The sequence below is a fragment of the Microbacterium sp. Leaf159 genome (assembly GCF_001423615.1).
Classification (GTDB): Bacteria; Actinomycetota; Actinomycetes; order Actinomycetales; family Microbacteriaceae; genus Microbacterium.
Window position 1 is genome coordinate 71,125 of record NZ_LMOU01000002.1, and the last position, 26,638, is coordinate 97,762.

General features: G+C 69.2%; 24 protein-coding genes. 13 read left to right on the plus strand and 11 right to left on the minus strand.

The features are described 5' to 3' along the window. Positions 1 to 131: 131 nt before the first annotated feature. The 5 genes from ASF80_RS13950 to ASF80_RS13970 all read right to left on the minus strand — a co-directional run bounded on the left by ASF80_RS13950 (position 132) and on the right by ASF80_RS13970 (position 5,793). On the minus strand, positions 132 to 1,331 hold the full coding sequence (locus tag ASF80_RS13950) for an ROK family transcriptional regulator (RefSeq protein ID WP_056312252.1): 1,200 nt from the start codon (positions 1,329 to 1,331) through the stop codon (positions 132 to 134). Positions 1,332 to 1,633: 302 nt separating this feature from the next. After that, on the minus strand, positions 1,634 to 2,644 hold the full coding sequence (locus tag ASF80_RS13955) for a hypothetical protein (protein WP_056312254.1): 1,011 nt from the start codon (positions 2,642 to 2,644) through the stop codon (positions 1,634 to 1,636). Beyond that, positions 2,641 to 3,873 carry an ATP-binding protein gene (locus tag ASF80_RS13960; RefSeq protein ID WP_056312256.1) on the minus strand — a complete coding sequence of 411 codons (1,233 nt, stop codon included), beginning with the start codon at positions 3,871 to 3,873 and terminating at the stop codon, positions 2,641 to 2,643. The genes ASF80_RS13955 and ASF80_RS13960 overlap by 4 nt, the downstream gene beginning before the upstream one ends. Next, complete coding sequence (locus ASF80_RS13965) at positions 3,863 to 4,525, minus strand: response regulator transcription factor (protein WP_056312258.1); 663 nt, start codon at positions 4,523 to 4,525, stop codon at positions 3,863 to 3,865. Before ASF80_RS13965 ends, ASF80_RS13960 begins: the two co-directional genes overlap by 11 nt. A 38-nt stretch (positions 4,526 to 4,563) precedes the next feature. Beyond that, positions 4,564 to 5,793, minus strand: a complete 1,230-nt coding sequence (locus ASF80_RS13970; RefSeq protein WP_056312260.1) for a class I SAM-dependent RNA methyltransferase — start codon at positions 5,791 to 5,793, stop codon at positions 4,564 to 4,566. Between the two features lie 23 nt (positions 5,794 to 5,816). Here ASF80_RS13970 and ASF80_RS13975 point away from each other — a divergent pair, with 23 nt between their 5' ends. Together ASF80_RS13975 and ASF80_RS13980 are read left to right on the plus strand one after the other, a co-directional pair. Continuing rightward, positions 5,817 to 6,455: a Maf family protein gene (locus tag ASF80_RS13975; protein ID WP_056312262.1), complete on the plus strand. Its 639-nt coding sequence runs from the start codon at positions 5,817 to 5,819 to the stop codon at positions 6,453 to 6,455. A gap of 78 nt (positions 6,456 to 6,533) precedes the next feature. After that, positions 6,534 to 8,300: a biotin carboxylase N-terminal domain-containing protein gene (locus tag ASF80_RS13980; protein WP_056312264.1), complete on the plus strand. Its 1,767-nt coding sequence runs from the start codon at positions 6,534 to 6,536 to the stop codon at positions 8,298 to 8,300. Positions 8,301 to 8,356: 56 nt separating this feature from the next. On the opposite strand, the gene ASF80_RS13985 is transcribed toward ASF80_RS13980, so the two are convergent. Next, the gene (locus ASF80_RS13985) at positions 8,357 to 9,238 is read right to left on the minus strand and encodes a hypothetical protein (RefSeq protein ID WP_157521096.1); all 882 of its coding nucleotides are present in this window, start codon (positions 9,236 to 9,238) and stop codon (positions 8,357 to 8,359) included. Between the two features lie 68 nt (positions 9,239 to 9,306). Further along, the gene (locus tag ASF80_RS13990; protein WP_200934011.1) at positions 9,307 to 10,761 is read right to left on the minus strand and encodes an NAD(P)H-quinone dehydrogenase; all 1,455 of its coding nucleotides are present in this window, start codon (positions 10,759 to 10,761) and stop codon (positions 9,307 to 9,309) included. A gap of 48 nt (positions 10,762 to 10,809) precedes the next feature. Between ASF80_RS13990 and ASF80_RS13995 the strand changes: the two genes are divergently transcribed. From ASF80_RS13995 to ASF80_RS14005, 3 genes are read left to right on the plus strand one after another with little or no spacing between them, the layout of a single operon-like run. After that, entirely contained in the window at positions 10,810 to 11,643 is an 834-nt protein-coding gene (locus ASF80_RS13995) for a purine-nucleoside phosphorylase (protein WP_056312269.1), read from the plus strand. Further along, a complete protein-coding gene (locus ASF80_RS14000; protein ID WP_056312271.1) occupies positions 11,640 to 13,310 on the plus strand; it encodes a phospho-sugar mutase in 1,671 nt (556 codons plus the stop codon). Before ASF80_RS13995 ends, ASF80_RS14000 begins: the two co-directional genes overlap by 4 nt. A gap of 5 nt (positions 13,311 to 13,315) precedes the next feature. Next, positions 13,316 to 13,579 carry an HPr family phosphocarrier protein gene (locus ASF80_RS14005; RefSeq protein ID WP_056312273.1) on the plus strand — a complete coding sequence of 88 codons (264 nt, stop codon included), beginning with the start codon at positions 13,316 to 13,318 and terminating at the stop codon, positions 13,577 to 13,579. Between the two features lie 27 nt (positions 13,580 to 13,606). On the opposite strand, the gene ASF80_RS14010 is transcribed toward ASF80_RS14005, so the two are convergent. Next, positions 13,607 to 15,529, minus strand: a complete 1,923-nt coding sequence (locus ASF80_RS14010; protein ID WP_056312275.1) for a BglG family transcription antiterminator — start codon at positions 15,527 to 15,529, stop codon at positions 13,607 to 13,609. 169 nt (positions 15,530 to 15,698) lie between these two features. Here ASF80_RS14010 and ASF80_RS14015 point away from each other — a divergent pair, with 169 nt between their 5' ends. From ASF80_RS14015 to ASF80_RS14050, 8 genes are all read left to right on the plus strand, one after another. Next, positions 15,699 to 16,016, plus strand: coding sequence for a PTS sugar transporter subunit IIB (locus tag ASF80_RS14015; RefSeq protein WP_056312279.1), 318 nt, complete (start codon positions 15,699 to 15,701; stop codon positions 16,014 to 16,016). Beyond that, positions 16,013 to 16,294, plus strand: coding sequence for an HPr family phosphocarrier protein (locus tag ASF80_RS14020; protein ID WP_056312281.1), 282 nt, complete (start codon positions 16,013 to 16,015; stop codon positions 16,292 to 16,294). The genes ASF80_RS14015 and ASF80_RS14020 overlap by 4 nt, the downstream gene beginning before the upstream one ends. Before the next feature lie 56 nt (positions 16,295 to 16,350). Then, complete coding sequence (gene ptsP, locus ASF80_RS14025; RefSeq protein WP_056313579.1) at positions 16,351 to 17,976, plus strand: phosphoenolpyruvate--protein phosphotransferase; 1,626 nt, start codon at positions 16,351 to 16,353, stop codon at positions 17,974 to 17,976. Next, positions 17,973 to 19,604, plus strand: coding sequence for a PTS mannitol transporter subunit IICB (locus ASF80_RS14030; protein ID WP_056312283.1), 1,632 nt, complete (start codon positions 17,973 to 17,975; stop codon positions 19,602 to 19,604). Before ptsP ends, ASF80_RS14030 begins: the two co-directional genes overlap by 4 nt. A 67-nt stretch (positions 19,605 to 19,671) precedes the next feature. Beyond that, entirely contained in the window at positions 19,672 to 20,103 is a 432-nt protein-coding gene (locus ASF80_RS14035) for a PTS sugar transporter subunit IIA (RefSeq protein ID WP_056312285.1), read from the plus strand. After that, the gene (locus tag ASF80_RS14040; protein WP_056312286.1) at positions 20,103 to 21,260 is read left to right on the plus strand and encodes a mannitol-1-phosphate 5-dehydrogenase; all 1,158 of its coding nucleotides are present in this window, start codon (positions 20,103 to 20,105) and stop codon (positions 21,258 to 21,260) included. The genes ASF80_RS14035 and ASF80_RS14040 overlap by 1 nt, the downstream gene beginning before the upstream one ends. Positions 21,261 to 21,365: 105 nt before the next feature. Next, entirely contained in the window at positions 21,366 to 22,673 is a 1,308-nt protein-coding gene (locus tag ASF80_RS14045) for a flavin-containing monooxygenase (RefSeq protein WP_056312288.1), read from the plus strand. Between the two features lie 48 nt (positions 22,674 to 22,721). Then, positions 22,722 to 23,471 (plus strand): alpha/beta hydrolase, encoded by a 750-nt coding sequence (locus ASF80_RS14050; RefSeq protein WP_056312289.1) that lies wholly within the window; start codon positions 22,722 to 22,724, stop codon positions 23,469 to 23,471. A 25-nt stretch (positions 23,472 to 23,496) separates the two neighbouring features. Here the strand turns inward: ASF80_RS14050 and ASF80_RS14055 are convergent, their stop codons facing one another. From ASF80_RS14055 to ASF80_RS14065, 3 genes are read right to left on the minus strand one after another with little or no spacing between them, the layout of a single operon-like run. Next, complete coding sequence (locus ASF80_RS14055) at positions 23,497 to 24,348, minus strand: carbohydrate kinase family protein (protein WP_056312291.1); 852 nt, start codon at positions 24,346 to 24,348, stop codon at positions 23,497 to 23,499. 31 nt (positions 24,349 to 24,379) lie between these two features. Beyond that, the gene (locus ASF80_RS14060; protein WP_056312293.1) at positions 24,380 to 25,483 is read right to left on the minus strand and encodes a polysaccharide deacetylase family protein; all 1,104 of its coding nucleotides are present in this window, start codon (positions 25,481 to 25,483) and stop codon (positions 24,380 to 24,382) included. An 18-nt stretch (positions 25,484 to 25,501) separates the two neighbouring features. Beyond that, the gene (locus tag ASF80_RS14065) at positions 25,502 to 26,617 is read right to left on the minus strand and encodes an adenosine deaminase (protein ID WP_056312295.1); all 1,116 of its coding nucleotides are present in this window, start codon (positions 26,615 to 26,617) and stop codon (positions 25,502 to 25,504) included. Positions 26,618 to 26,638: the final 21 nt, after the last annotated feature.

Consider the following 26,638-nt stretch of genomic DNA (forward strand, 5'->3'; position numbering starts at 1 on the left):
CCCGGTCGACGCGGGACCGTCGTCCCCGCAATCGGATGACCCCAGTCGGCGCATCCATTCGATAGTACATCGATTGGAATTATCGACGCGGCTCCCAAACCGATATACCGGTATGGCAGTTGAGGGCGCGTTCAGTCCTCGAGATAGAGGTCCGATGCCCGGGGAGTGAGGACGGCGTCGAGGACCACGCAGGCCGCTCCGACGGCAGCCACGTCATCACCCACCACCGTGCCGTCGACAGGGAGCACGTGGACCGCCCGCGTCGCGCTGCGCCGGTTCAGCGGTTCGGGGATCTCCCGCAGATACACCTCGGCGAGACGCCCCCAGAACGGTCCGCCCAACACGACACGGTCTACGTCGAGCACGTTCGTCAGCGCCGAGATCAGGACCGCGAGGTGGGCTGCCGAACGGCGCAGCACGCCGAGCGCAGCCATGTCGCCGGCAGCGGCCCGTTCGCACAGCAGCGTGAATCGCTCTTCGACAGCACGCTCGTCGCTTGCCTGTCGATCATCCTCGAACAGCCCCGCAGCCTCAGCCTGTTCGACGATCGCCTGAGGCGTGCACACCACTTCGACGCATCCGCGGGAGCCGCACGAGCACGCCGGGCCCTCCGCATCGACCATGATGTGGCCGATCTCGCCGAAGTTGTGGGAACTGCCCGTGATGACTCCGCCCTCGCGCACCACGGACGCGCCGAGCCCGGTGCCGAGGTAGATGAACAGGAACGAGCCCTCGGTGTCATCGCTGCCCGTCCAGAGCTCGCCCACCGCGGCGGCAGTCGTGTCCTTCTCGAGAGTGACATCGAACCCGGTCGCCTCTGCGAGCACGGAGCGCAGCGGCACACGATGCCATCCGTGCAGCTTCGGCGGATCGATCACCGTTCCCTTCCGCGCATCGAGTGGGCCCGGAGCTGCGACCCCGACGCCTGCGACGAGAGCGCGGTCGACACCGGCCTCGTCGACGAGCGCATCGATCGTCTGGGCGATGGCCTCGACGATGCGTCGCGGATCCTTGTCGGGAGTCCGGATGACATGCCGGTGGACCACGGCGCCCGACATGTCCAGCAGCACGAACGTGATCACGGCCGGGTCGAGATGCACCCCCACCGAGAAGCGGCTCTCCGCCACCAGGCGGAGTGTGACACGGGGCTTGCCCGGTCCGTTGATGGTCCGCCCCGCTTCGGCGATGAACCCCTCATCGAGCAGGCGGCGGGTGATGTTCGTGATCGTCTGCGCCGAGAGCCCCGTCGCCTCGACGAGCTCGATACGGCTGAGCCCCTCGACCGAGCGACGGATGGCCTCGAGGATCACCGACTGGTTGAAGTCACCCATTCGGGGGAGGTTGGTTCCTCGGCGCATTCCCATGCCCCATCTTCTCGCATGGAGGGCGTCCTCGTGTCCCCCAAAATACCTACAGACAACGACTTGAATAACCATGAGACTGAGTAAGACGCTTCGCGTTCGGCTGGTCTCTCTGTCCCAGGGTAGATAGACGCAGACCGGTCACCAGCGGATGGTTTTCGGGTAACTGTCCGCATGGCGAGGGGCTGGCGGATTCGCCGCCCCTCGCCCACTCCGTCTGACCTCGACTCTGACCCCCTCCCCCGGCCAGAGCCGAGGGCAGGGGCCGCAGCTCAGTGCTCGGGAACCTCGCGAGGTATCTCGTGGAAGACGTCCACGGCGTCGTCGTCGCTCTGACCGCCGGCACCAGCCCGTCCGACCACCGTCACCGCCGTCACAGGGTCCCGCGCGGCGCGGATGATCCAGCGCTCGGCGTCGGCCTCGCGAAGCACCCGCGCGAGCTCGTCACGGATCACGGCTCGCCGCATCTCGTCGACGTCGGCCAGACCGCCCTCGTCGAACACGGTCACGACCGCGCCGCGCCGCCTGGCGTCCTCGATCGCATCCCGCACAGCGTCGTTGAGCAGATCGGCGCCGCGCAGCTCGTCACGCAGCCGCCCCTCGGCAAGCCGAGCCTGGAGTCGTTCCTCCGCATCGAGCGCGCCACGCGACGCGACGGCGCGACTGAGCACGGGGCCGGCGACGGCGAGCGCGAACTGCGTACGCAGGCGTCGCTCCTTCTGTCGCACCTGCTGGGTGGCATGCCAGGCGGACACCGCCTGCTGGATGCCGGCGAGTCGCTCGGTGTCGCGCACCGCCCGATCCCAGAACATCACGAGCAGGTGGGCCACAGCGACCCACATGAAGGATCCGACGAGGCCGAGCGACAACGCCACGAAGAACCCCAGGAACACCGATGAGGCGACCACCAGGATCAGGACGACGAGCCACCCGATCACGAATCGGCGACGCACGATGCACACGATTCCCATCAGGCCGAGAGCACCGATGTACCAGGTGGCGAACGGCGCGGTGAGAGTCAGCGGATCGAGGGAGAACGTGACGAGGATGGGGATCAGCACGCTGGATACGAGCGTGACCAGGGCGACCCACAGAGGCATCCGGACCGAGGTGGCCGAATCCCACAGGATGGCCGCGTTCACGACCACGAGGTACAGACCGATCGCCGCCACCATCAGCAGGGGTCCTGTGGGCTGCTCGATCCACCAGACCCCCCTGGCGGCGAAGTACATCGCGAAGCCGACCGCGAGCGAGGTCGCGACGCTGCGAACAGTCCGATTCATGGCTGCTCCCAACCGAGCGTCACGGTGGTTCCGCACTCGCTCGAGTCGATCTCCGCCGTACCGGCGACGCCGGCCATACGCGCGAGGATCGAGGCGCTGATGCCCAGGCGGTCGGCACCGATGGCCTTCATATCGAACCCGGGACCGGTGTCGGTGATCGTCACACTGATCCCCTCGTCGCCCTTCCCCTCGGCGAGGATGTGCAGACCCCGTCCGTTCGCGTGCGCCACGGCGTTGCCGAGCGCCTGCCGGGCGGCGAGCACGAGGGCCCGCGCGGCACGGCCGGGGATCAGCCCGATCCCTCCGCGCTCCTCGACGATGGCATCCGCTCCGAGCTCGGAGAGCGCCCGCCGCAGCTCCACGACGATCTGCGCGGCTCCGACCGGCTCGTCACTCCCCTCCTGCGCCACCGCTGCTTCGGTGTTCGCGAGCCGGGTGAGCGCCTCGCGCGCCATGCCGACGGCGAGATCCTGGGCGCGTTCGCCTTCGGCCCGCTCCGCGGCGATGAGGGCAGCGAGGACGCTGTCGTGCATGAGCGCCGACATGGTCGCCCGCTCCTCCTCTGCCGCGGCAGCCGCTGCGGCAGAGGCGTAGGAGGCCACGGCGTGTGCGCGCGCTTCGTCGACACCGGCGGCGACGGATCGGAACATCCACCCCAGCGAGATGATCACGATGCCGAGGATCAGTGTGAACGACACGTCGAACGCCGTGGTCACCCAGAAGTCTCGCGAGAACTCTCCCTCGACGAGCCGCACGTACCCGTAGACGAACGGAAGACCGACTGCCCAGGCGAACTGCAGCCACAGCGGGAACGCGAGCATCGCGGCGACGACGCCGACGTTGACGAGGAAGAAGATCCACGGCTGATCGGCGGCTTTTCCCACCGGGTCGACGAAACTCGGCCAGGCTCCGAGCGCCAGGGTGTAGATGATCGCGAACGCACCCGATGTGATGCGCACCCCCCGCCCGACGACGCAGGCGATCAGCATCACCACGAGGGGGATGAAGACCACCAGCAGCATCGCGATCCGCGCGCCGTCCGACCACGACATGGTCGTGATTCCGGCGATCAGCGCCTGGGCCCCGAGAATCGCCGATCCGATCGCGACGACCGTCGCGAGGATGCGCTCCATGCGCTTGCCCGTGAATCGCTCGAACTCGGTCTCGACGCTGCCCGGAGAAGGGATCTTGCTCCAGGCATCACGGATGCTGAGCGGATCAGTGGGCACTCGGCGCCCCGTCTGCGGCGACGATCCCGTCCTCCATCGCGCGGCGGAGAAGATCGACCTTGGTCGGCGCCGGGCGCCCGACCTCGACGTACTTCACCCTGATCCGGGTGATGTTCTCCTTGGCGGTCGAGTATGCGACGCCGAGACGCTCGGCCACAGCCTTCAACGGCAGGCCTGCCGCGTACAGGCGCAGCACGTCGCGCTCGCGGGAGGAGAGCTGCGCGTCCGCGAAGTCACGGTCACCGTCGACGGCACTCGCCCATTCGACGTTGTTGAGAGCCTCGCCGTCGGCGACCGTGCGGATCGCATCGAGCACATCGTCGAGTGCCGAGGACTTGCTGACGACGCCGGCGGCACCGGCGGCGAGCGCCTCACGGACGGCTGCCGGGCGGTCGGCGACGCTGTGGATCACGACGCTCGCCCCGTCGGTGACGAGGGACCTGACGTTCTCGGTGACCGTCGTGCCGTCGCCCAGCGTGAGGTCCAGCACGACCACGTCCGCGGGCGGGACCGAAGACGCGGATCGCCACTCGAGGTATGACACGACTGTGCTGCCGGAGAAGACGACCGTCTGCGCGCCGTCCCGGGCGCACGCGGCCTCCAGACCGAGGCGGACGGATTCGTGATCGTCGATGAGTGCGACCCTGCTCATCCACCCAGCCTAGTGATTCTCGCGGGTGTCGATCCCCGTCACCGCGTGAGCAGAGCGACGACCTCGAAATGATGCGAGTGCGGGAACAGATCGAAACCGCGGAGAGTCCCCACGTTCCACCCGCGCTCGCGGAAGGTGCCGAGGTCGCGCGCCAGGGCGACAGGATCGCAGGCCACGTAGGCGATCGCCTCGGGTGCGAGAGCGTCGAGTGCATCGACCACAGCACGTCCGGCGCCGGCTCTGGGCGGATCCAGAACGACTGCGCCCGCCTTCGTGCCCGTCGGGATTCCTGCCAGGTAGCGGTCGACGCGTGCGGTGACCGCACTGACGTCGAGCGGAGCGAGGTTCTGCTGGGCATGGACCGTCGCTCGCCTGCTGGATTCGACCGTGACGATGTCTGTGCCGCCGAGGTCCGCGAGCGATGCGGCGAAGAGCCCCACCCCTCCGTACAGGTCGAAGTGCTTCTTCTCGGGGTCGACATGACCGTCGAGGATGCCGTACACGGCACCGTCGAGCACCGATGCGGCGCGCGGATGCACCTGCCAGAAGCCGCCGGCATCGACCTGGAAGCGCCGATCGCCCACCTGCTCGTAGACGACCTCGGGCGCGGGGCGTCGACCCTGCCCTCGCGCGGGGCGCGCATCGAGGCGTTCGCGATGGATGATCCGCACCTTGCCGTCGCCGGGTTCGACCAGGTCGACGCTGCCTGCTTCGCCGCCGGCGAGCGCGAGCGCGGCCCTGGCGATCGACGGACGCGCCAGCGGGTGCGAGCCGACGGGGATCACGCGGTGGCTGCGAGCGGCGTAGGGTCCGACCTGACCGTCATCGTCGACGTGCAGCGTGACCCTGGTTCGCCATCCGGTGCCGTCGGAGGAGTCGACCGCCTCGATCTCGGGAGCCTCGAGACCCGCACCGGCGAACCGGTCGAGTGCCTCGGTCAGCACCTGGCGCTTGAGGATCCGCTGATGCACGAGGTCGATGTGCCCGAGGTCCGCGCCGCCCGGGCGCTCTTCCGGTGCACGGGAGACGTCGGCCTCCGACCAGATGTGCGGGCGACGGTGCGGGGAGGCCTCGAGGACCTCGACCGTCTCCGCGCGCCAGAAGCTCTTCGACTCATCGGTCGAGTCCTCGGTCAGCCGCGCACGCACCCGCTCTCCGGGGATCGCATCGGAGACGAAGACGACGCGTCCCTCGTGGCGGGCGATGAACGTACCGCCGTGCGCGATGCCGGTGATGTCCAGATCGAGCAGGGCTGCGGAAGAAGTCATCCTTCGAGGATACGGTGGTGCACATGCGCGTCTGCCTCGCCTCCACTTCGCCCGCCCGTCTGATGCTGCTGCGGCAGGCAGGAATCGAGCCGCTCACGCAGTCGCCGGCCGTGGATGAGGACGCCGTGGCAGCCGTCGCCGCGGCAGCGCGCGGCACCGAACTGCCCCCGGCAGAACTCGTGCTGCTCCTCGCTCGAGCGAAGGCCGCCGATGTCGCGCACAAGCTCGCCGCGGAAGGCCTCTTCGACGGCATCGTGATCGGCGGCGACTCGATGTTCGCGCTCGGGGGCCGCGTGTACGGCAAGCCCTACACGCCGGAGGAGGCGACCCGGCGCTGGCACGAGATGCGCGGCGCCACCGGCATCCTGCACTCCGGCCATTCGGTGTTCCGGGTCTCCCCCGGCGTCACCCCCGTCGAGGCCACCGCGACCGCCGAAGCGGCGGTGACGTTCGCCGACGACATCACGGATGCCGAGATCGCCGCCTACGTCGCGTCCGGCGAGCCCCTGCACGTCGCGGGGGCGTTCACGGTCGACAGCCTCGGCGGAGCCTTCATCACCCGCGTCGACGGCGATCCATCGACCGTCGTGGGGATGTCGCTGTCGACCGTGCGACGCCTGTCCACAGAGCTGGGCGTCGCGTGGCCCGACCTCTGGTCGTAGGGTCTCGTCGACGTTTCTCCCTCTTTCTTGTGGAGAGTCGTCAAAGAGATCGGGTGCCTTCTCGCTAGGCTGGCAACCATGCCTGATATCGCCAAGGTGCTCATCGCCAACCGCGGCGAGATCGCCGTCCGCATCATCCGTGCCGCTCGTGACTCGGGGATCGCCTCAGTCGCCGTGTACGCCGACCAGGATCGCGACGCTCTGCACACACGCCTCGCCGACGAGGCCTACGCCCTCGGCGGAGCGACGAGCGCCGAGACCTACCTGCAGATCGAGAAGATCCTCTCGATCGCCCGCCGTGCCGGCGCAGATGCCGTGCACCCGGGGTACGGCTTCCTCGCCGAGAACGCCGAGTTCGCCCGTGCCGTCATCGGTGCGGGAATGACCTGGATCGGCCCCTCTCCCGAGGCCATCGAGGCGCTCGGAGACAAGGTGACTGCCCGTCACGTCGCCGAGAAGGTGGGCGCCCCGCTCGCCCCCGGGACCCCCGGCCCCGTGGCCGGCGCCGACGAGGTCGTCGCCTTCGCGAAGGAGTTCGGCCTGCCGATCGCGATCAAGGCCGCCTACGGCGGCGGCGGACGCGGCCTCAAGGTCGCCCGCGAACTCGACGAGGTCGCCGAACTGTTCGAATCCGCGACCCGCGAGGCCGTCACAGCCTTCGGCCGCGGCGAGTGCTTCGTCGAGAAGTACCTCGACAAGCCCCGCCACGTCGAGACGCAGTGCCTGGCGGATGCCGAGGGCAACGTCGTCGTCATCTCGACCCGCGACTGCTCACTGCAGCGCCGTCACCAGAAGCTCGTCGAAGAGGCGCCTGCGCCGTTCCTCACGGACGAGCAGAACGACCTGCTGTACTCGGCGTCGAAGGCCATCCTCAAGGAGGTCGGCTACGTCGGCGCAGGCACCTGCGAGTTCCTGATCGGCGCCGACGGCACCGTCTCGTTCCTCGAGGTCAACACCCGCCTGCAGGTCGAGCACCCCGTCTCCGAAGAGGTCACCGGCATCGACCTGGTGCGCGAGCAGTTCCGCATCGCCGCCGGCGGCACCATCGACTACGACGACCCGAAGCCGACCGGACACTCGATCGAGTTCCGCATCAACGGCGAGGACCCGGGTCGCGGTTTCCTCCCCCAGCCGGGCCCGATCCACGTCTTCAAGACCTTCGGCGGCCCCGGCATCCGCCTCGACTCCGGCGTCACCGCCGGCGACTCGGTCTCGGGAGCGTTCGACTCGCTGCTCGCGAAGATCATCGTCACCGGCAAGGACCGCGCCGAGGCGCTCGAGCGCTCGCGCCGTGCACTCGACGAGTTCGAGGTCGCCGGCCTCCCGACCGTTCTCCCGTTCCACCGCAAGGTCGTGCGCGACCCCGCCTTCACCGCGGAGAACGGCGAGTTCGGCATCTTCACCCGTTGGATCGAGACGGAGTTCGAGAACGACATCCCCGCGTGGGACGGCGAGCTCGAGTCTCCTGCCGCCGCCGAGAACCGCCACACCGTGGTCGTCGAGGTCGCCGGCAAGCGGCTCGAGGTGAGCCTGCCCGACCGCGTCGCGGTGGCCGCAGGGACCGCGGGACGACCGGCAGCCGTGCCGCCGTCGCGTCGCAGCCACGCCACCTCGGTCAGCGCCGGCGCATCCGGTGATGGTGTGAAGTCGCCGATGCAGGCCACCGTCGTCAAGGTCGCCGTCGAAGAGGGGCAGCAGGTCGTCAAGGGCGACCTCGTCGTCGTACTCGAGGCGATGAAGATGGAGCAGCCGCTGCAGGCGCACAAGGACGGCACGGTCGGCAACATCGCCGCCACCGCCGGTGCCACCGTCGCCGCCGGCCACCAGCTGCTCACGATCAGCTGACCGCAGAGAGTCATGACGAAGGCCCCCGCCTCGAGGCGGGGGCCTTCGTCATTCCCTCAGTCCGCCGGGGCAGATGCGCACCACTCGTCGAGCATCCGCTGCCCTGTCGATGTGCCGAGGGCGGCGCGTGCCTCCGGCGAGTCGTGGAACTCGCGCAGCGCGGACCAGACGACCTGCGGGTGCGTCTTCAGCATCGCCGGGGCCACGGTGACCGTGGCGGGAACACGCATCCCGTCGGAGGCGGTCACGCGACTCGGATCCACGCGGAGTCTGATGAGCGGGAGCTCGTCGATGCCGCGTCGGGGCTCGGTCGTGTCCGGCTCCACGCGGCGGATCGCGCTCCACGGCACGTACAGGGTCTCGGCGACACGCATCAGGAGCACCCCGTCGTGGCCGATGCCCAGCCCCATCGGTCGACGGCCGAAGGAATCGGAGCGGTATTGAGTCATGGCCGCGCGCACAGCTGTGTAGACGAACAGCGCGGCGGTCGCCGCGAGCACCGCGACTCCGAGGAAGGCCTCGGGCCGGCCGGTCAGCCCGATCCCGACCGCCACGATCGTCGCGGCCGTGAGCACGATGGCCCACACGACGCACACCGTCAGGGTGACGATGCCCGGCCGCCGCTCCGGCACGAAATGCACGCGTGCATCAGGGCTTCGTATCTGCCCGCGCGCCAGCGTCGCCGCGTCGACCAGACGCGCGCGCCCTTCGGCGAACGGCCTGCGGGCAGCGACGGCGAGGGCCGTGAGACCGAACAGCGAGACGAACGCACCCGACCACAGCGGGCCGGCGGCACCGCCCGAGAATCCGATCATGGCGGCCGCGGCCGCGAAGAGGACGACGCCGAGCCAGAGCATGCCGGTGTTGCGTCGGGGTCGACGTTCACCCCACTTCGCCGGCCATCCCTGCAACCGTGGCGATGCGAACGATTCCGTCACCGCTTGCCTTTCGCGACGACGCACAGCGGGACCGGATCGGCGGACGGCAGCGACACCGACAGCGACACCTACGAGATGTTCGCGTTGACGAGGTGCATCGCGCGGCTCGCATCGGTGATGCTGCTCGACAGCGAGGGGTACGCCGCGAACACACGCGAGACCTGGTCGACCGTCAGACGCCGCTCGACGGCGACGGCGATCGGGTAGATCAGCTCGGAGGCCTTCGGCGCGACGATCACGCCGCCGATGACCGTGCCGGAGCCCTTGCGTGCGATCAGCTTCACGAAGCCGTCCTTGATGCCCATCATCTTCGCGCGCGGGTTGGCGGCGAGCGGCAGCTTGAAGACCAGTCCGTCCGCGACGCCGTCTTCGACGTCCTTCTCGGAGTAGCCGACCGTCGCGATCTCGGGTGCCGTGAAGATGTTCGACGTGATCTTGATCAGTTCGAGCGGGATCACGATGTCGCCCAATGCGTGGAACACGGCCGTGCGGCCCTGCATCGACGCGACGGATGCCAGCGGGAAGAAGTTCGTGCAGTCGCCGACGGCGTAGACGTTAGGCACCGACGTGCGAGCCACGCGGTTGACGCGGACGTGTCCGGTCTCGTCGAGCTCGACTCCCGCATCCTCGAGGCCGATGCCCGCGGTGTTGGGGATCGAGCCGACCGCCATCAGGCAGTGGCTGCCGTCGACAGTGCGTCCGTCGGACAGCGTCGCCGTCACACCGTCCTTCGTGACCTCGACCTTCTCGGCTCGCGCCTTGGAGAGCACCGTCATGCCGCCGCGCTTGAAGACCTTCTCGAGCACGCGCGCGGCATCCTGGTCCTCGCCCGGCAGCACCTGGTCGCGGCTGGAGACGAGCGTCACCTTGGCGCCGAGATTCATGTAGGCGGAGGCGAACTCGGCGCCGGTCACACCGGAGCCGACGACGATGAGGTGCTCGGGGAGCGCCTTCATGTCGTAGAGCTGCGTCCAGGTGAGGATGCGCTTGCCGTCGGGCTTCGCCGAATCCAACTCACGCGGTGAGGCGCCGACGGCGACGATGATCGTGTCGGCCTCGATACGGTCGAAGTCGGTGCCCTTCTGCCCCGTCGACACGATGATCGCGTTCGGTCCCTCGAGCCGACCGTGGCCGGAGAGGATGCGCACACCTGCTTCGAGCAGAGTGGTGCGCATGTCCTCGGACTGCTGCCCGGCGAGGGCGATGAGACGCTTGTTCACGGCGGCGAGGTTGATCGCGATCTCGGGCTTGAGCGGCTTTCCGTGCTCGCCCTTGGCATAGAACTGCACACCGAGGTCCGAGGCCTCCGAGATCGCGACCGCTGCATCAGCCGTGGCGATCAGGCTCTTCGAGGGGACGACGTCGGTGAGCACTGCCGCACCACCCACGCCGACGCGCTCGACCAGGGTCACCTCGGCTCCGAGCTGAGCGGCTGCGAGTGCCGCTTCGTAACCGCCGGGACCGCCACCGAGGACGGCGACGCGCTGAGTGCGCTCAAAAGGGGTGGAAGACATGATCTCCATTCTTCCGCAATCCTGGCCCCGGAGCCTGCACCTTCCTAGAGTGGATCCATGTCTGAAACACACAGCAACCCCCTCGACGACCCGAATGCGAACCCGTTCGAGGTCGCAGCCGACGCAGCCGCCGACATCGCGCGCCTGACCGGAGTCGAGAAGCACGACATCGCCCTCACCCTCGGCAGCGGCTGGGGCAAGGCCGCCGACATCATCGGCGAGACCACCGCGACCATCCCCGCCACCGAGGTCACCGGCTTCTCGAAGCCCGCTCTCGAGGGCCATGTCGGCACTCTCCGCAGCATCCGCACCCCCGACGGCAAGAACGTCCTCGTCATCGGCGCCCGCACCCACTACTACGAGTCCCACGGCGTTCGCCGTGTCGTGCACTCGGTCCGCACCGCCGCGGCCACGGGCGCTTCGATCATGGTCCTCACCAACGGCGCCGGTGGCGTCCGCGAGACCTGGACGCCCGGACAGCCCGTGCTGATCAGCGACCACATCAACCTCACGGCAGACTCCCCGCTCGAGGGCGCGACCTTCATCGACCTGACCGATCTCTACGCGAAGCGCCTGCGTGACATCGCTCGCAGCGTCGACCCCACACTCGACGAGGGCATCTACACGCAGTTCCGCGGTCCGCACTACGAGACGCCGGCCGAGGTGCAGATGGCGAAGCACATCGGAGGCGACATCGTCGGCATGTCGACCGCCCTCGAGGCGATCGCCGCACGCGAGGCCGGCATGGAGATCCTCGGCTTCTCGCTCATCACGAACCTCGCCGCGGGCATCCAGAAGACGCCGCTCAGCCATGCCGAGGTCATCGAGGCCGGTCGCGAGGCGGAGCCCGTGATCTCGGCGCTGCTGGCCCGAGTGGTCGAGGCGCTGTGAGCGACGAACGCCTCGCACAGGCTCGCGCCTGGATGAGGCAGGACCCCGACCACGAGACCCGCGACGAGCTCGCCGCGGTGATCACCCGCGCGGCGGACGGCGACGACACAGCGATCGCCGATCTCGACGATCGCTTCAGCACGCGCCTCGCGTTCGGCACCGCAGGGCTCCGCGGCGCTCTCGGGGCCGGAAGCAACCGCATGAATCGCGTGCTCGTCGCCCAGGCGGCTGCCGGGTTCGCCTCGTACCTGCGCGAGCGGGCGCACGGCGGCACCCCGACCGTGATCATCGGCTTCGACGGGCGCCGCAACTCGCGGGTGTTCGCCACCGACTCCGCCGAGCTGTTCGCCGGCGCCGGACTCCGCGCCATCCTCCTCCCGCGCCTTCTGCCCACCCCGGTGCTCGCCTTCGCGGTACGGCATCTCGGGGCGGATGCCGGGGTCATGGTGACGGCATCGCACAATCCCCCGAACGACAACGGCTACAAGGTGTACCTGGGCGGCGCGGATCAGGGCTCGCAGATCGTCGCACCGGCGGATGCTGAGATCGCCGCGCACATCCAGCGGATCGCCGATGCGGATGACGTCAGCGCTCTCCCCCGGTCGACCGTCTACGAGACGGCGGGTGAAGACGTCGTCGACGCCTATGTCGCCGCGACCGCCGCTGTGGCGCCCGCTCCCGCATCCGCATCGGACATCCGGTGGGTGTACACCGCGATGCACGGCGTCGGATGGGAGACCCTGTCGAAGATCGTCGCCGCCGCCGGCTACCCGCAGCCGATGGTCGTCGGGGAGCAGCTGAAACCCGATGCCACGTTCCGCACCGTGTCGTTCCCGAACCCGGAGGAACCGGGGGCGATGGATCTGGCGTTCGCCCGCGCCCGCCGAGTGCAGGCGGACTTCATCCTGGCGAACGACCCGGATGCCGACCGGCTGGCCGTCGCGATCCCGGATGCCTCGTCCGAGAACGGCTGGCGTCGCCTCACCGGCAACGAGGTGGGCCTCCTGCTCGGCGCACGTGCCGCGAAGGCAGCCTCGGGGACACCCGGGGCATCCCTGGCCTGCTCGCTCGTCTCCTCCCCCGGTCTCGGCGCGGTCGCGGCACACCACGGACTCGACTTCCACGAGACGCTCACGGGCTTCAAATGGATCTCGCGCGCGCCAGGGATCGTGTTCGGATTCGAAGAGGCCCTCGGCTACCTCGTGAATCCCGAGACCGTCCGCGACAAGGACGGCATCTCGGCCGCCGTGGCGATCCTCGGTCTCGCGGCCGAGGCGCACGAGCGAGGCAAGTCGCTGGCCGATCTCCTGACGGAGCTCGGTGACACCTACGGCCACTTCGCCAGCGGCCAGGTGTCGGTGCGCGTCGACGACCTCTCGGTGATCGGCACCGTGATGCTGTCGCTGCGCACGCTGCCGCCGTCGCAGTTCGGCGGGCACACCATCGCCTCGGCCGAGGATCTGCTGCAGGCGGGCCCCGGACAGCCGTCAGGCGACGTGCTGCGCTACCGCCTCACCGACGGATCCCGGATCATCGTCCGGCCCAGCGGCACCGAGCCCAAGCTCAAGGTCTACATCGACGCGAAGGCCGAGTCGGCCGCTCGCGCCGCCGAGATCGTGCGCGAGCTCGAGGCCGCCGTGCGGGCACTCCTGGAAGAACGCTCGTAGGTCGCATGCCGAGAAGACATGTCGTCATCAGCGCTCACAACGGGGTGCACGCGCGCCCCGTCGCCGAGCTGGTGCGCGTCGTGCAGGCGCACCCGCACGCGGTGACCCTGCGCACGTCGTCGGGCGCGGTCGTGGACCTCAGCAGCGTTCTCGCGCTGATGGACCTCGCACTCGCGCCCGGCGACGCCGTGGTGCTCGAGACGGCGGAGTCGGCAGATGCCGACGCCGTGCTCGACACCCTGGCCGGCGTGCTCGACCCCGGGCACTGAGCCCGACCCCAGCCTGAGCCTGAGCGGTCAGCCGTCGATCACGGCGACGAGCTCGTCGAGGAACGCCTCGAACGTGGTGCCACGGCGAAGGATGCGCTGCACGCTGTCTCGCTCGCTGAACACCTCGACGAGCTGCTCGAAGACGGTCTGGAATGCGGCACGGTCGCTCTCGCTGAACGCGGCGAGGGCGACCACCTGAACCCGGCCCTCGCCCCACGCCGCCGACCCGTCGGCGACGCCGATCGCGATCGCGGTCCTCGACGCCGTCATCTGCAGCGCGTGGGGCACGGCGAGCGCATCCGTGAACGCCGTCGACGACATCCGCTCGCGCAGGATCGTGTTCTCGACGTAGTCCTCGCCGATGAGGCCCGCGGTCACGAGCAGTCCGCCCAGGCGCCGGATGATCGCCTCCTCGCCCTCGTCGGGGAGCGGATAGACGAAGGCATCCGCATCGAAGTACCGCGCGAGTTCCGCACGCAGGCGCGTCAGGCGCCGCCCTCTTCTGACCCGTGCCGCGGCCTGCTGGATGCGATCGACGTCGGCATCGGTGAGGAACGGCTGGATGCGCACGAACCGGTCGCCGGTCGCACCCGGCTCGATCGTGCTGAGCACCAGATCGGTGTCGATGGAGGCCCATTCCGGGTCGACGTTCGTGACGACGCTGGTGACCTCGATGGCGGATCCCAGCGAGCGGTCGACGCTGGAGCGCAGCAGCTCATGCAGCTCGTAGTACCCGGGGCAGACGATGGTCGCCGTGAGGATCGACTCGGCCTTCCGGCTGCGCTCGAGCCGTCCGCCGACGTGCATCGCGATGTAGGCGATCTCGTCGTCGTGGATGGGCGTCCCCAGCCGGTCGTGCAGCCCGCTCGCGATCGACACCGCCACCTCGAAGATCATCGGATAGGAGGTCTTGAGCGATCTCGTGAGCGGATTGCGGGTGAGGGCGCTCTCTTCAGCACGGCGCAGCAGGTTCTGCACGTGCAGGGCGAGGCGGAGCACGAAGGTCTCGTCGACCAGATCGACCTGGAAGTCGTCGGCCGCCCTGGTGATCTCGGCGCGGACCGCGGCTTCGACCGCGGGGGCGACACCGCTGCGAGCAACGTCGCCGGCGGCGTCCTCCCCCGGAGCCACGATTCGGGTGAGGACGAGGGACGCCAGGTGACCGCTGTCGCCGTCGCCCAGCGCGACGGAGAAGTGCTCCTGGGCGAGGCGGGCGATGATCGCGCCGACTCTCGGGATCTCCTCGCGCGCGCCGGCGGGACCTGCCTCGAGCGCGTGACCGGCAGCGACCCGCTCGGCGGCGATCGCGATGTGCAGGAGGACGTCCGAGATCGCGAGCTCATTGACGTAGTAGCCCAGCTCGCCGAGTTCGCGCACGAGCTCGGACTTGAAGGGGGCCACGGAGCCTGCGACGACGGCAGTGCCTGCGAGTGCCCGACGGAAGGTCTCGGGGTGGAAGGACGCCGCGTCCATCTCGTCGTGCGCGAGCCGGCTGAGAAGCCGGCGCTGTGCCGCTTCGTTGCCGCGCAGGCGCACGATCTCGCGGTCGCGCTCCAGGGTCAGCTCGGTGCCGTCCAGCAGGCCACGGACCCGGGCGAGGTCGGATTCGAGGGTCGCCTCGCTCACATGCAGCTCGTCGGCCATCGCGAACACGTCGACGCCGCCCGGCAGGTCGAGGAGGGTGCGGACGATGCCGTGCAGCCGGTCTCTGGGGGCGGATTCGCCACCCTGCCGTGTTCTCAGCGCATCGCGCGCCGCTGAGCCCGCCCGATAGCCCGCGGGCCCGGACTCCACCGCATCCGCACCGCCCGTCCGGGCGTTCAGCGCCGCCACATACGAGCGGATGCTGCGCGGGGTGACCCCGAGCTGATCGGCGAGGCTCGCTGCCGTCGCCCAGTCGCCCTGGCGGAGCAGGGTCGAGAGGAGCTGGTCCTGGCGCTGACGCGACATGATCCTCCCCCTCCTCCGTGCCGACTGCACTGTCCTGACGTGACTCCCATGATGTCAGTAAGCGCGTGGCCCCGCTCCGAAACCGATGTTCCGCAGGGGCGGAAAGGAACCTGTTGGCGAGCGCGCGCAGCAGTTCCCAGACTGTTCTCAGGAAAGGTAGTGGGCATCGATGAAGATCCTCGTGGTGTGTGGCGCCGGTGCGTCGAGCACATTCGTCGCACAGCGACTCCGCAGAGCGGCCTCCGACGCCGGTCTCCACTGGGACGCGGCAGCAGGCATGGAGCACTCCGTCACCGGCGGCGATCACGACCTCGTCCTCATCGGCCCGCACCTCGCCGACCGCCTCGACGCCATCCGCGATGCGGCCGCCGTGCCCGTGGTCGTCCTCCCGGAGGACATCTTCGCCGACCGCGACGGCACCCGCACCCTCGCGCTCGCCCGCTCGATCCTCGCCGACGCCAGGAACACCCCGAAAGGAACATCATGACCGTCTCCCGCACCGTACGCATCGGCTCATCCCACGGACTCCACGCTCGCCCCGCGAAGCTCTTCGCACAGGCGGCCAAGGACTCCGGCATCCCCGTGACCATCGCGAAGGACTCCGGCAAGGCGGTCAACGCGGCCAGCATCCTCGGCGTCATCGCGCTCGCGATCGAATACGGCGACTACGTCACGCTCACCGCCGACGGCGACAGCGCCGAAGGAGTGCTCGACACGCTCACCGAGCTGCTGACGACCGACCACGATCAGGATGCCGGCGCGTGAGCGAACTGCGAGGAGTCGGGATCGGTCTCAGCGTCGCCCAGGGCGTCGTCGTGCGGATGACCGAGGCGCTGCCGGCTCCGGAGAACACTCCGAGCACTCAGGGCATCGATGCCGAGCGCACCAGGGTGCGCGAAGCCGTCGCCGCGGTGGCTCAGGAGCTGACCGCCCGGGGCGAGACGGCCGGAGGCTCGGCCCAGGAGGTGCTCGAGGCCCAGGCGATGATCGCCGAGGACCCCACCCTGCAGGACGAGGTCGACGCCAGGATCGATGGCGGCGCCACCGCCGAGTGGGCCGTGCACGACGCCTTCGCCGGCTTCCGCGCCACCCTCGAGGCCGTCGGCGGCTACCTCGGCGAGCGCGCGGCCGACCTCGACGACATCGCCCAGCGGGTGCTCGCGCGGCTTCGCGGCGTGGATGCGCCCGGAGTGCCCGACCCCGGGCATCCGTTCGTCCTCGTCGCCCGCGACCTCGCTCCGGCCGACACGGCGCTGCTGAACCTCGACCAGGTGCTCGCCCTCATCACGTTCGACGGCGGACCCACGTCGCACACGGCGATCCTCGCCCGCGAGAAGGGCATCGTCGCGATCGTCGGCGCGGCCTCGGCATCCGCACTCGCCACGGGTCAGTCCGTGATCGTCGATGCGGCCGCCGGACTCGTGACCCTGGATCCGACCGACGATGAGAAGGAGCGCGCCGAGCAGCGCGCCGCCGCCCGTCGTTCCGCGGACGACGCACCATTGACTCCCGGCGCCCTCGCCGACGGCACGCTGATCCCGCTGCTGGCGAATCTGGGAAAACCTGCAGACGCATCCGATGCCGTCGAGCGCGGGGCCGAGGGCGTCGGGCTGTTCCGCACCGAGTTCCTGTTCCTCTCGTCGGCCCAGGCGCCGACGGTCGAGCAGCAGCGCGAGTCGTACCGGGAGCTGCTCGCGGCCTTCCCCGGCAAGAAGGTCGTCGTGCGGATGCTGGACGCCGGCGCCGACAAGCCCCTGGCGTTCCTCAACGACGCGCACGAGGAGAACCCGGCACTGGGGCTCCGCGGCCTGCGAGCCCTGCGCGCGAGCGAGGACATCCTGCGCGAGCAGCTGACCGCTCTCGCCGAGGCCGATGCCGCGACATCGGCCGACCTCTGGGTCATGGCGCCCATGGTGGCGACCGTCGAGGAGACGCAGTACTTCACCTCGCTCGCTCGCGAATACGGCCTCAAGACCGCCGGCGTGATGGTCGAGATTCCGTCCAGCGCGCTGCTCGCCGACCGCATCCTCGCGCACGCGGACTTCGCGTCGATCGGCACGAACGACCTCACCCAGTACACGATGGCCGCCGATCGCATGCTGGGATCCGTCGCCGGATTCCAGGACCCCTGGCACCCCGCAGTGCTCCGGCTCGTACGCGAGGTCGGTGCCGCCGGTGCCCGCCTCGGAAAGCCGGTAGGCATCTGCGGCGAGGCCGCGGCAGACCCGATGCTCGCCGTGGTGCTCGTGGGACTCGGCGCGACGAGCCTCTCGATGGCTCCCTCGGCGCTCGCGGACGTGCGTCAGATGCTGTCCACCCGAACCCTCGACGAGGCCCGCAACCTCGCCGAACTGGCTCTGGCGGCCGACGACGCCGCCGGAGCCCGCCTCGCCGTGGCCGATGCCACAGCAACCCTTCCCCCTCACCAGAAAGAGACGACATCATGACGACGACGTCACCGGCCGCCACGAAGGCAGGCGGCCTCCGAACGGGCGTGCAGCGCTTCGGCACGTTCCTCTCGGGCATGATCATGCCCAACATCGCCGCGTTCATCGCGTGGGGATTCATCACCATGCTGTTCATCCCCGCCGGTTTCTTCGGCTCCGACAGCCCCTTCGGCTGGCACTGGGCCGGGGTGGCCGAGATCATCGGCGGCGGCGGCGACTCGGCCGTCGTCGGCTGGCAGGGTGCCATGACGGCTGTGGCCGAGGGCGCCGACGGCAACATCCTCGCCTACGTCGGCCTCGTCGGCCCGATGGTCACGTACCTCCTGCCCCTCCTGATCGCCAACACCGCAGGCCGCATGGTCTACGGCGAGCGCGGCGGCGTCGTGGCGACGATCGCCACCATGGGCGTCATCGTCGGCACGAACATCCCGATGTTCCTCGGCGCGATGATCATGGGCCCGCTCGCGGCCTGGATCACCAAGCAGATGGACAAGCTGTGGGACGGCAGGATCCGCCCCGGCTTCGAGATGCTGGTGAACAACTTCTCGGCCGGAATCCTGGGCATGGTCCTCGCGATCTTCGGCTTCTTCGCCTTCGGTCCGGTCATGCTCGGCATCAGCGCCGTCCTCGGCGGCGCTGTCGACTGGCTCGTCTCCCTGAACCTGCTCCCGCTCGTCTCGATCATCGTCGAGCCCGCCAAGGTGCTGTTCCTCAACAACGCCATCAACCACGGCGTGTTCACCCCGCTCGGCATCGAGCAGGCTGCGGAGACCGGCAAGTCGATCCTGTTCCTCATCGAGGCGAACCCCGGCCCCGGTCTCGGCCTGCTGCTCGCCTTCACCTTCTTCGGCGTCGGTGCGGCGAAGGCCTCGGCTCCGGGAGCTGCCATCATCCAGTTCTTCGGTGGCATCCACGAGATCTACTTCCCGTATGCACTGAGCAAGCCGACCACCATCCTCGCGCTGATCGCGGGTGGCGCGGCCGGTGTCACGACGAACATGGTCCTCGGCGGCGGGCTGGCGTTCCCGGCAGCGCCCGGCAGCATCATCGCCGTCACCGCCGCTGCTGTCGGCCCCGGAGTCGGCAACCTGCTGGTCGTGTACCTCTCGGTGGTCATCGCCGCAGTCGTCACCTTCCTCATCACCGGCGTCATCCTGCGGGCTTCGCGCAAGCGCGACCTCGCCGCTGAAGGCGACAGCTTCGGCGACGCGATCGCTCAGACCGAGGCCAACAAGGGCAAGTCCTCCGCCGCGATGGACGCACTCCGCGCCTCATCCGGTGCGGGTGCCGCCGGCGCGGCGGCCGCGGGTGCAGGCGTCGCCACCGACCGTCGTATCGCGAACATCGTGTTCGCCTGCGACGCCGGTATGGGCTCCTCCGCGATGGGCGCCAGCGTCCTGCGCAACAAGTTCAAGAAGGCCGAGATCGACGGGGTCACGGTCACCAACCAGGCGATCGCGAACCTCGACGGCAGCGCTGACCTCGTGATCACGCAGCAGCAGCTCACCGACCGCGCGAAGGCGCAGTCGCCGAACTCGATCCACGTGTCGGTCGACAACTTCATGAACTCTCCGAAGTACGAAGAGGTCGTCGAGATGGTGCGCGAGCAGCGCGACTCCGACGCATGACAGACCGGGCGGGGCGGGTGCCACGGCATCCGCCCCGCCCCCACATTCTCAGAAAGAAGGAATCACCATGAGCGTTCTCACCCTCGGCCAGGTCCGCATCCACGCAGGATCCAGCACCCAGGAGGCGGCCCTCCAGGAGGCCACCGACATCCTCGTGTCGGCCGGCGCCGTCACCCCCGCCTACGTCGACGCGATGCGTCAGCGCGAGGCGACCGTGTCGACATACATGGGCAACGGCCTGGCGATTCCACACGGCACCAACGACACGAAGGACGCGATCCTCGGGTCTGCCCTGTCCGTCGTCCGCTACGACGGCGGCGTGGACTGGGCGGGTGAGCCCGCGACGTTCGTGGTGGGCATCGCCGGCCGCGGCGACGAGCACCTCGAGATCCTGTCGCAGATCGCGATCCTCTTCTCCGACGAGGACGACGTCGCGAAGCTCAACGCCGCGCAGACCCCGGATGAGCTCTACGCACTGCTCTCGGCGGTGAACGACTGATGAAGGCCGTCCATTTCGGAGCGGGCAACATCGGCCGGGGGTTCGTCGGACTGCTGCTGCACGAGGGCGGTTACGAGGTCGTCTTCTCCGACGTCGCCGACGCGCTGGTCGATGCGATCAACGCGGTCGATTCATACACCGTGCACGAGGCCGGCCCTGGCGGCACCGATCACGTCGTGACCGGCTTCCGCGCGGTGAACAGCAAGTCGGATCCGGATGCCGTGGCCGACGAGGTCGCGACCGCAGACGTCGCCACCACCGCCGTCGGGCCGACCGTGCTGCGGTTCGTGGCCCCCACGATCGTCGAAGGCCTCCGACGCCGCTCCCCCGATGCCGCACCTCTGCAGGTCATGGCCTGCGAGAACGCGATCGGTGCGACGGACACCCTGCGCGCCGAGGTCGAGAAGGCTGCCGGGGCGGATGCCGCCGAGCTGCTCTCACGCGCGGTGTTCGCGAACACCGCCGTCGACCGCATCGTCCCTGGCCAGCCCGCGGACGGCGGCGTCGACGTCACGGTCGAGCCCTACTTCGAGTGGGCGATCGAATCCGGAGCCTTCGGCGGCACGCTGCCGAACATCCCCGGTGCGCACTTCGTCGACGACCTGGCTCCGTACATCGAGCGCAAGCTGTTCACGGTGAACACGGGCCATGCGGCCACGGCGTACTTCGGCGCCCGCGCGGGAATCGACCGCATCTCGGATGCTCTCGCCGACCCCGACATCGCGGCTCGCGTGTCGGCGGCCCTCGAGGAGACCTCGGCGGTGCTGGTGGCGGAGCACGGGCTCGACCCCGTCGACCTCGCCGAGTACCGTGCGACGATCCTCGAGCGGTTCCGCAACCCTGCCCTCGTCGACACCGTCCAGCGCGTCGGCCGTCAGCCGCTGCGCAAGATCTCGCGACACGAGCGGTTCATCGGCCCGGCCGCCATGGCAGCCGAGCGCGGCCTTCCCACGGTCGCGCTGGTCGGCGCCATCACCGCCGCGCTCGAGTTCGAGGAGCCCGACGACGAGCAGGCGGTCGAGCTGCAGGAGCTACTGCGCACGGAGGACGCTCTCGCGTTCACCTCACGCACGACGGGCCTCGACCCCGAGCATCCGCTGTTCCCCGCGATCCGCGATGCGGTCGTCTCGCGCCAGACGGCACTGCACGCCTCCTGACCCTCCGCCGGCGGCCGACCACCGCCCGCTCTCCTCTGCGCCCCCTGCCGATACGATCGGTCAGGGGGCGCAGAGGTGCGAGCACGAAGAAGTGCGGGGAGCAGCATGAACAGATACGCGATCATCGGCGCAGGGCCGTCCGGACTCGCCGCCGCGCGGGCTCTCACCAGACGCGGGATCGGCGTCGACGGCTACGAGGCCTCATCGGGCGTCGGCGGGCTGTGGGACATCGACAACCCCCGCAGCACCATGTACGAGTCCGCTCACCTGATCTCGTCGCGCACCACGACCGAGTTCACCGAGTTCCCGATGCGCTCGACGGTCGACTACCCGGGCCACCGCGCGCTGCGCGAGTACTTCGAGGACTACGCCGACCACTTCGGACTCGCCGAGCTGTTCCGGTTCGAGACCGCGGTCACCCGACTCGAGCCGCGTGACGGCGGCTGGGATCTCACGTGCACAGGGCCGTCGGGTGAGGAGACGCATCGGTATGCGGGCGTCGTGCTCGCGAACGGCACCCTGGCCGAGCCGAACATCCCGCGGTTCCGCGGTGCCTTCAGCGGCGAGCTGATGCACACGAGCTCTTACAGGTCGCCCGCGCAGCTCACCGGCAAGAGGGTGCTCCTGATCGGTGCGGGCAACTCCGGATGCGACATCGCGGTCGATGCCGTGCACCACGCAGCCTCGGTCGACATGAGCGTGCGCCGCGGCTACTACTTCGTGCCGCGCTACCTGTTCGGAAGGCCCAGCGACACCTTGAATCAGGGCAGACCGCTTCCCGCCCGCATCAAGCAGGCCGTCGACAGCCGTGTGCTCAAGGCGTTCACGGGCGACCCCGTGCGCTTCGGGTTCCCGAAGCCGGACTACCGCATCTACGAATCGCACCCGATCGTCAACACCATGGTCCTCAACCACCTGGGGCAGGGCGATCTGCGCATCCGTCCGGACATCGACCGCTTCGACGGGCCGACCGTGCGGTTCCGCGACGGCACAGCCGACGACTACGACCTCGTGCTGCTCGCGACCGGGTACACCCTCGACTACCCGTTCGTGGATCGACGGCATCTGCAGTGGCAGGGCGCCGCTCCCCGGCTGTTCCTCAACGTCTTCCCCTCGTCGTTCAACGGCCTGTACGTGATGGGCATGATCGAGGCCTCCGGCATCGGCTGGCAGGGCCGCTACGAGCAGGCCGACCTGCTCGCCGGCTATCTCGATGCCGTGGAGCACGATGCCGCGAACGCGGCGCGGTTCCGCGAGCGGGTGACCTCGCAGCCGTGGCCCGACCTCACCGGCGGCTACCGCTACCTCGGGCTCGCGCGCATGGCGTACTACGTCAACAAGGACGCGTACCGCGCTGCGGTCCGCCGCGAGCGGGAAGCGCTCGAGAGCCCCGCGGCTCACGGTCGCGGGTGATCATCGCCCCCGAGGCTGTTCACATGCACAGGCCCTAACGTTGATCCTGTGCAGAAGAAGCGTGGCCGTCGTGTCCTGAAGGTGATCGTCTGGGGACTCGTCGCCGTCCTCGTGCTCGGAATCGGCGGCATCGTCGCCTGGAGCCAGATCGGAGTGATGCCCGCCGAGAAGGCCCCACTGGCGAGCGTCCGCGAGAATCCCGCCATCCACGTCGAGGATGCCGAGCAGGGCATCGTGATGACTCCGGCCGACGGAGAATCCGACCTCGGCCTCGTCTTCGTCCCCGGTGCGAAGGTGGACCCGTGGGCGTATGCCCCGATCCTGCAGAGCCTCACCGAAGAGGGTGTCACCGTGGTGATCACACGCCCGTGGCTGAACCTCGCGTTCTTCGACCTGCGTGGACTCGACTCCTTCACCTCTGCGGCCCCCGACATCGACGACTGGGCCATCGGCGGGCACTCGCTGGGCGGCGTGCGCGCCTGCCAGCTGGCGGCAGACGCCGAGGCGCTCGTGCTGTTCGGCTCGTACTGCTCGAACGACCTCTCCGACAGCGACCTCGCCGTGCTGAGCATCTCGGGCAGCGAAGACGGACTGTCGACGCCCGAGAAGATCGATGCGGCCCGCGACCTGCTCCCGGCAGACGCCGAGATGGTCGAGGTCGAGGGCGCATCCCACGCGTCGTTCGGCGACTACGGCCCCCAGTCGGGCGACGGAGAGCCGACGATCACGGACGACGAGATGCACGCGCAGGTCGCCGAGATCCTGAACTACTTCATGGCCGAGCTGCCGCAGCGCTGATCGGACCGGCGGACGGGGCAGGACGTCAGTCGCGCTCGAGCAGCGGATGCAGGTGTCTGGTGCCGAGCACGAGGGATGCCGTCCGTGCTCCCGCCGCGAGCGCGGTCGGCAGGTCGAGACCTTCGAGTCGGGCATCGAGCATACCCGCGAGGAACGCGTCACCGGCGCCGTTCGTGTCGACCACGTCGGCGTGCACCGCCGGCACCCGATGCTCCGTGCCGTCGGCATCGATCGCCACCGCGCCCTCCGCGCCGAGAGTGCACACCGCGAGCGACGCACCGGCCTCGATGCGGGAGTGGAGGAACGCGACCGGGTCGTCGAGGCGGTCGGCGTTGCAGAACACCGCGTCGGCCGCGGCGAGGAACGGACGGTGGAAGTCGGCCTCGCCGTCGTAGTCGTGCACGTCGACCCAGATCGGGCGACCGGTGGACTTCGCCGCGGGGAGAAGCCTCAGCGGCTCCGCAGCGAGGTCGAGCACGATCACGTCGGATGCGACCATCGCGGCCCTGATCGCGCTGTCTGCGGCGCCATCCGTTGCCGACGGCGACGCGAGGTAGAGCGACACCCTGCCACCCTGCCGTGTCATGAGGTTGAGGTGCCGCTCTGTGGCGTCCCCGTCGCCCCACACCGTGCGTACGCCTGCTCCGTCGAGCGCGCCGCGCACGCGCTCCCCCGGCTCATCCGCAGCCGTCAGCGCATACAGCAGCGTCGGGCGTCCGAGAGCCGTGAGGCTGAGCGCCTTGCCCGCACTGGTGCCGCCGAGGGTCTCCCAGCTCTCCTCCGCGAACTGCATGTGAGGTACGGGCTCGGGAAGCCTGTCGAGCACGACGATCGAGTTCCACGAGGCGGGGCCCGCGATGAAGACGGATGCGGTCATGCGCTCCATCCTGCCGCGTGCGCGCGGCAGGTCAGCCGATTCGCTTGATCAGCGAGTCCAGACCCATGCCGTAGTCGATGCGGACGACGGGCAGGGCGAGCTTGTCCGTCCCGATCTCGACGTAGCCGGGCTCGATCGTCCTGGCCATCTCGAACCCGGCCTGGGCGACGCCCTGCTTCGCGGTGTCGTTGTAGTGACCGAACGGATAGGCGATCACCTCGCGCACGCCGAGCACATCGGCCGAGGCGTTGAGGTCTGCGGCGATCTCGTCGGCCGTCCAGTTCACCATCCGGCCCTTGCCGTTCTCGCCGGCCTGATGCATGTCGTTCGTATGCGATCGGCGCAGCACGTAGATCGACGGAGGCGGATCCTGACGGTAGGCGGTGATCATGAACGACGTCGAGAGCAGCTTGTACCTGTCGATCACGGGCACGGCCAGGTCGAACCAGGTCTGATCCGCGTCGTCGTCGGTGATGATGACCGAACGCGCGGGCAGCGAGAGCCGACCGTCGATGAACGCGCTGAGCTCGTCCCAGGTCGGGAGGTAGAACCCGGTCGTCGCGATGTGGTTCATCTGCGCGTCGAAGTCACCGATGTACGCGTAATTGCCGCGCAGCCACCCCGTCTCGCCCTCGGGGTTCGCCGTGAACTGGTGATACATCAGGATCGGCACCTGCACGGCGGCCGCGGCGTTCGCCTCGGGCGTCGTCCACCCGGCGAACAGGTCGACCTGCTGATCGACGCAGACGACGGCGTCGGCACCGTTGATCCGTGCCGTCACGGTGAACGCCGCTGCATCCGCCTCGCTCGCGTACCAGCCCGCGAACACGCGTCCGTCCTGCGCCGGGATCGGGAGACCCGCATAGAGCGCGTTCTGCCACTGCAGCATCGGGTCCAGCGGTGCACCGTCACCGATGAAGCTCACGGCGCACGCCAGCGGATCGTCGGCGTCGGCGACGATCTGCTGGGCCGCCGTCAGCGGACGCTCGATGACCGCCGCTGTCGTCCTCGGGACGATCTCCTCAGGCTCGCGGGTGACCCACGCGTATGCCGCGGCCGCGCCGCCTGCGAGCACGATCACCGTGCTGATGATGATTGCAACGCCCAGTCGGCGTCGCTTCCCCCCGGAAGCCATGACTCAGTCGTCCATGTCTCAGACGTCGAATCCTTCTGCGATCATCTCGACGAGCTCCTCGCGCTCCTCGACGGGCAGGAAAGCCCCGGCCGCGGCGTTGAACTGGAAGGTCTCGAGATCGTCGAGATCGTACTCGAACGTCTCGACCAGGTTCGCGAGCTCGCGGGTGAGCGACGTCGCACTCATCGTGCGGTTGTCGACGTTGACCGTGACGGCGAAGCCGAGCTGGTAGAGCAGATCGAACGGGTGGTCGGCGAGGGTGTTGCCCCAGGCCGCGATCGCTCCGGTCTGGAGGTTCGACGACGGCGACAGCTCGAGCGGGATCTCACGGTCGCGCACCCACCGCGCGAGGTCGCCGAACTGCACCTGCACCTCGTCGCCCTCCTGCGTGATGACCTGCAGATCCTCCGCGATCCGCACTCCGTGACCGAGGCGCAGTGCGCGTCCGTCGAGCAGAGCCGAGCGAATCGACGCGGGGCCCGCGGCCTCGCCGGCGTGCACCGTGACGGGGAAGAAGTTCTCGGCGAGATAGTCGAAGGCCTTGCGGTGGTTCGAGGCGGGGAAGCCGTCCTCCGGGCCCGCGATGTCGAAGCCCACCGCTCCGCGACCGCGGAAGCTCACTGCGAGCTCTGCGATCTCGAGCGAGCGGTCGGTGTGGCGCATCGCGGTGATCAGCTGGCCGACGCGGATGCTGTGGCCGGCGCGATCAGCGGCATCCTCACCCTCTTCGATGCCCTGCTGCACCGCCTCGACGGTCTGCTCGAGAGTGAGGCCTCGCGTGAGGTGCTGTTCGGGAGCCCAGCGCACCTCGCCGTAGATCACGCCGTCGGACGCGAGGTCCTGCACGAACTCGCGTGCAACGCGTGTCAGCCCCTCCGTCGTCTGCATGACGGCGGTCGTCAGATCGAAGGTCTTCAGGTACTCGACGAGCGAACCGGAGTCGCTCTTCTTCGCGAACCACTTGCCGAGAGCTGCGGGCTTCGACTCGGGGACCTCGAGGCCGATCGCATCCGCCAGCTCGATGATCGTCGACGGGCGCACGGCGCCGTCCAGGTGGTCGTGCAGCGACACCTTGGGCAGGCTGCGCAGGGATGCTCCCTGGATGGTGACGTCACCGTTCGCGTCGATCGACATGAAAATCCTCTCGGTCGCTGA

Bases quoted from the DNA above. Each gene is read 5' to 3' on its own strand.
- ASF80_RS13955 (WP_056312254.1), bottom strand. From the start codon at position 2,644: ATGAATCGGACTGTTCGCAGCGTCGCGACCTCGCTCGCGGTCGGCTTC.
- ASF80_RS14045 (WP_056312288.1), top strand. From the start codon at position 21,366: ATGAACAGATACGCGATCATCGGCGCAGGGCCGTCCGGACTCGCCGCC.
- ASF80_RS13980 (WP_056312264.1), top strand. From the start codon at position 6,534: ATGCCTGATATCGCCAAGGTGCTCATCGCCAACCGCGGCGAGATCGCC.
- ASF80_RS13975 (WP_056312262.1), top strand. From the start codon at position 5,817: ATGCGCGTCTGCCTCGCCTCCACTTCGCCCGCCCGTCTGATGCTGCTG.
- ASF80_RS13950 (WP_056312252.1), bottom strand. From the start codon at position 1,331: ATGGGTGACTTCAACCAGTCGGTGATCCTCGAGGCCATCCGTCGCTCG.
- ASF80_RS13990 (WP_200934011.1), bottom strand. From the start codon at position 10,761: ATGGAGATCATGTCTTCCACCCCTTTTGAGCGCACTCAGCGCGTCGCC.
- ptsP (WP_056313579.1), top strand. From the start codon at position 16,351: ATGACCGAGGCGCTGCCGGCTCCGGAGAACACTCCGAGCACTCAGGGC.
- ASF80_RS13965 (WP_056312258.1), bottom strand. From the start codon at position 4,525: ATGAGCAGGGTCGCACTCATCGACGATCACGAATCCGTCCGCCTCGGT.
- ASF80_RS14020 (WP_056312281.1), top strand. From the start codon at position 16,013: ATGACCGTCTCCCGCACCGTACGCATCGGCTCATCCCACGGACTCCAC.
- ASF80_RS14030 (WP_056312283.1), top strand. From the start codon at position 17,973: ATGACGACGACGTCACCGGCCGCCACGAAGGCAGGCGGCCTCCGAACG.
- ASF80_RS14035 (WP_056312285.1), top strand. From the start codon at position 19,672: ATGAGCGTTCTCACCCTCGGCCAGGTCCGCATCCACGCAGGATCCAGC.
- ASF80_RS14015 (WP_056312279.1), top strand. From the start codon at position 15,699: ATGAAGATCCTCGTGGTGTGTGGCGCCGGTGCGTCGAGCACATTCGTC.
- ASF80_RS14060 (WP_056312293.1), bottom strand. From the start codon at position 25,483: ATGGCTTCCGGGGGGAAGCGACGCCGACTGGGCGTTGCAATCATCATC.
- ASF80_RS14005 (WP_056312273.1), top strand. From the start codon at position 13,316: ATGCCGAGAAGACATGTCGTCATCAGCGCTCACAACGGGGTGCACGCG.
- ASF80_RS13970 (WP_056312260.1), bottom strand. From the start codon at position 5,793: ATGACTTCTTCCGCAGCCCTGCTCGATCTGGACATCACCGGCATCGCG.
- ASF80_RS14010 (WP_056312275.1), bottom strand. From the start codon at position 15,529: ATGTCGCGTCAGCGCCAGGACCAGCTCCTCTCGACCCTGCTCCGCCAG.
- ASF80_RS13995 (WP_056312269.1), top strand. From the start codon at position 10,810: ATGTCTGAAACACACAGCAACCCCCTCGACGACCCGAATGCGAACCCG.
- ASF80_RS14040 (WP_056312286.1), top strand. From the start codon at position 20,103: ATGAAGGCCGTCCATTTCGGAGCGGGCAACATCGGCCGGGGGTTCGTC.
- ASF80_RS14065 (WP_056312295.1), bottom strand. From the start codon at position 26,617: ATGTCGATCGACGCGAACGGTGACGTCACCATCCAGGGAGCATCCCTG.
- ASF80_RS14055 (WP_056312291.1), bottom strand. From the start codon at position 24,348: ATGACCGCATCCGTCTTCATCGCGGGCCCCGCCTCGTGGAACTCGATC.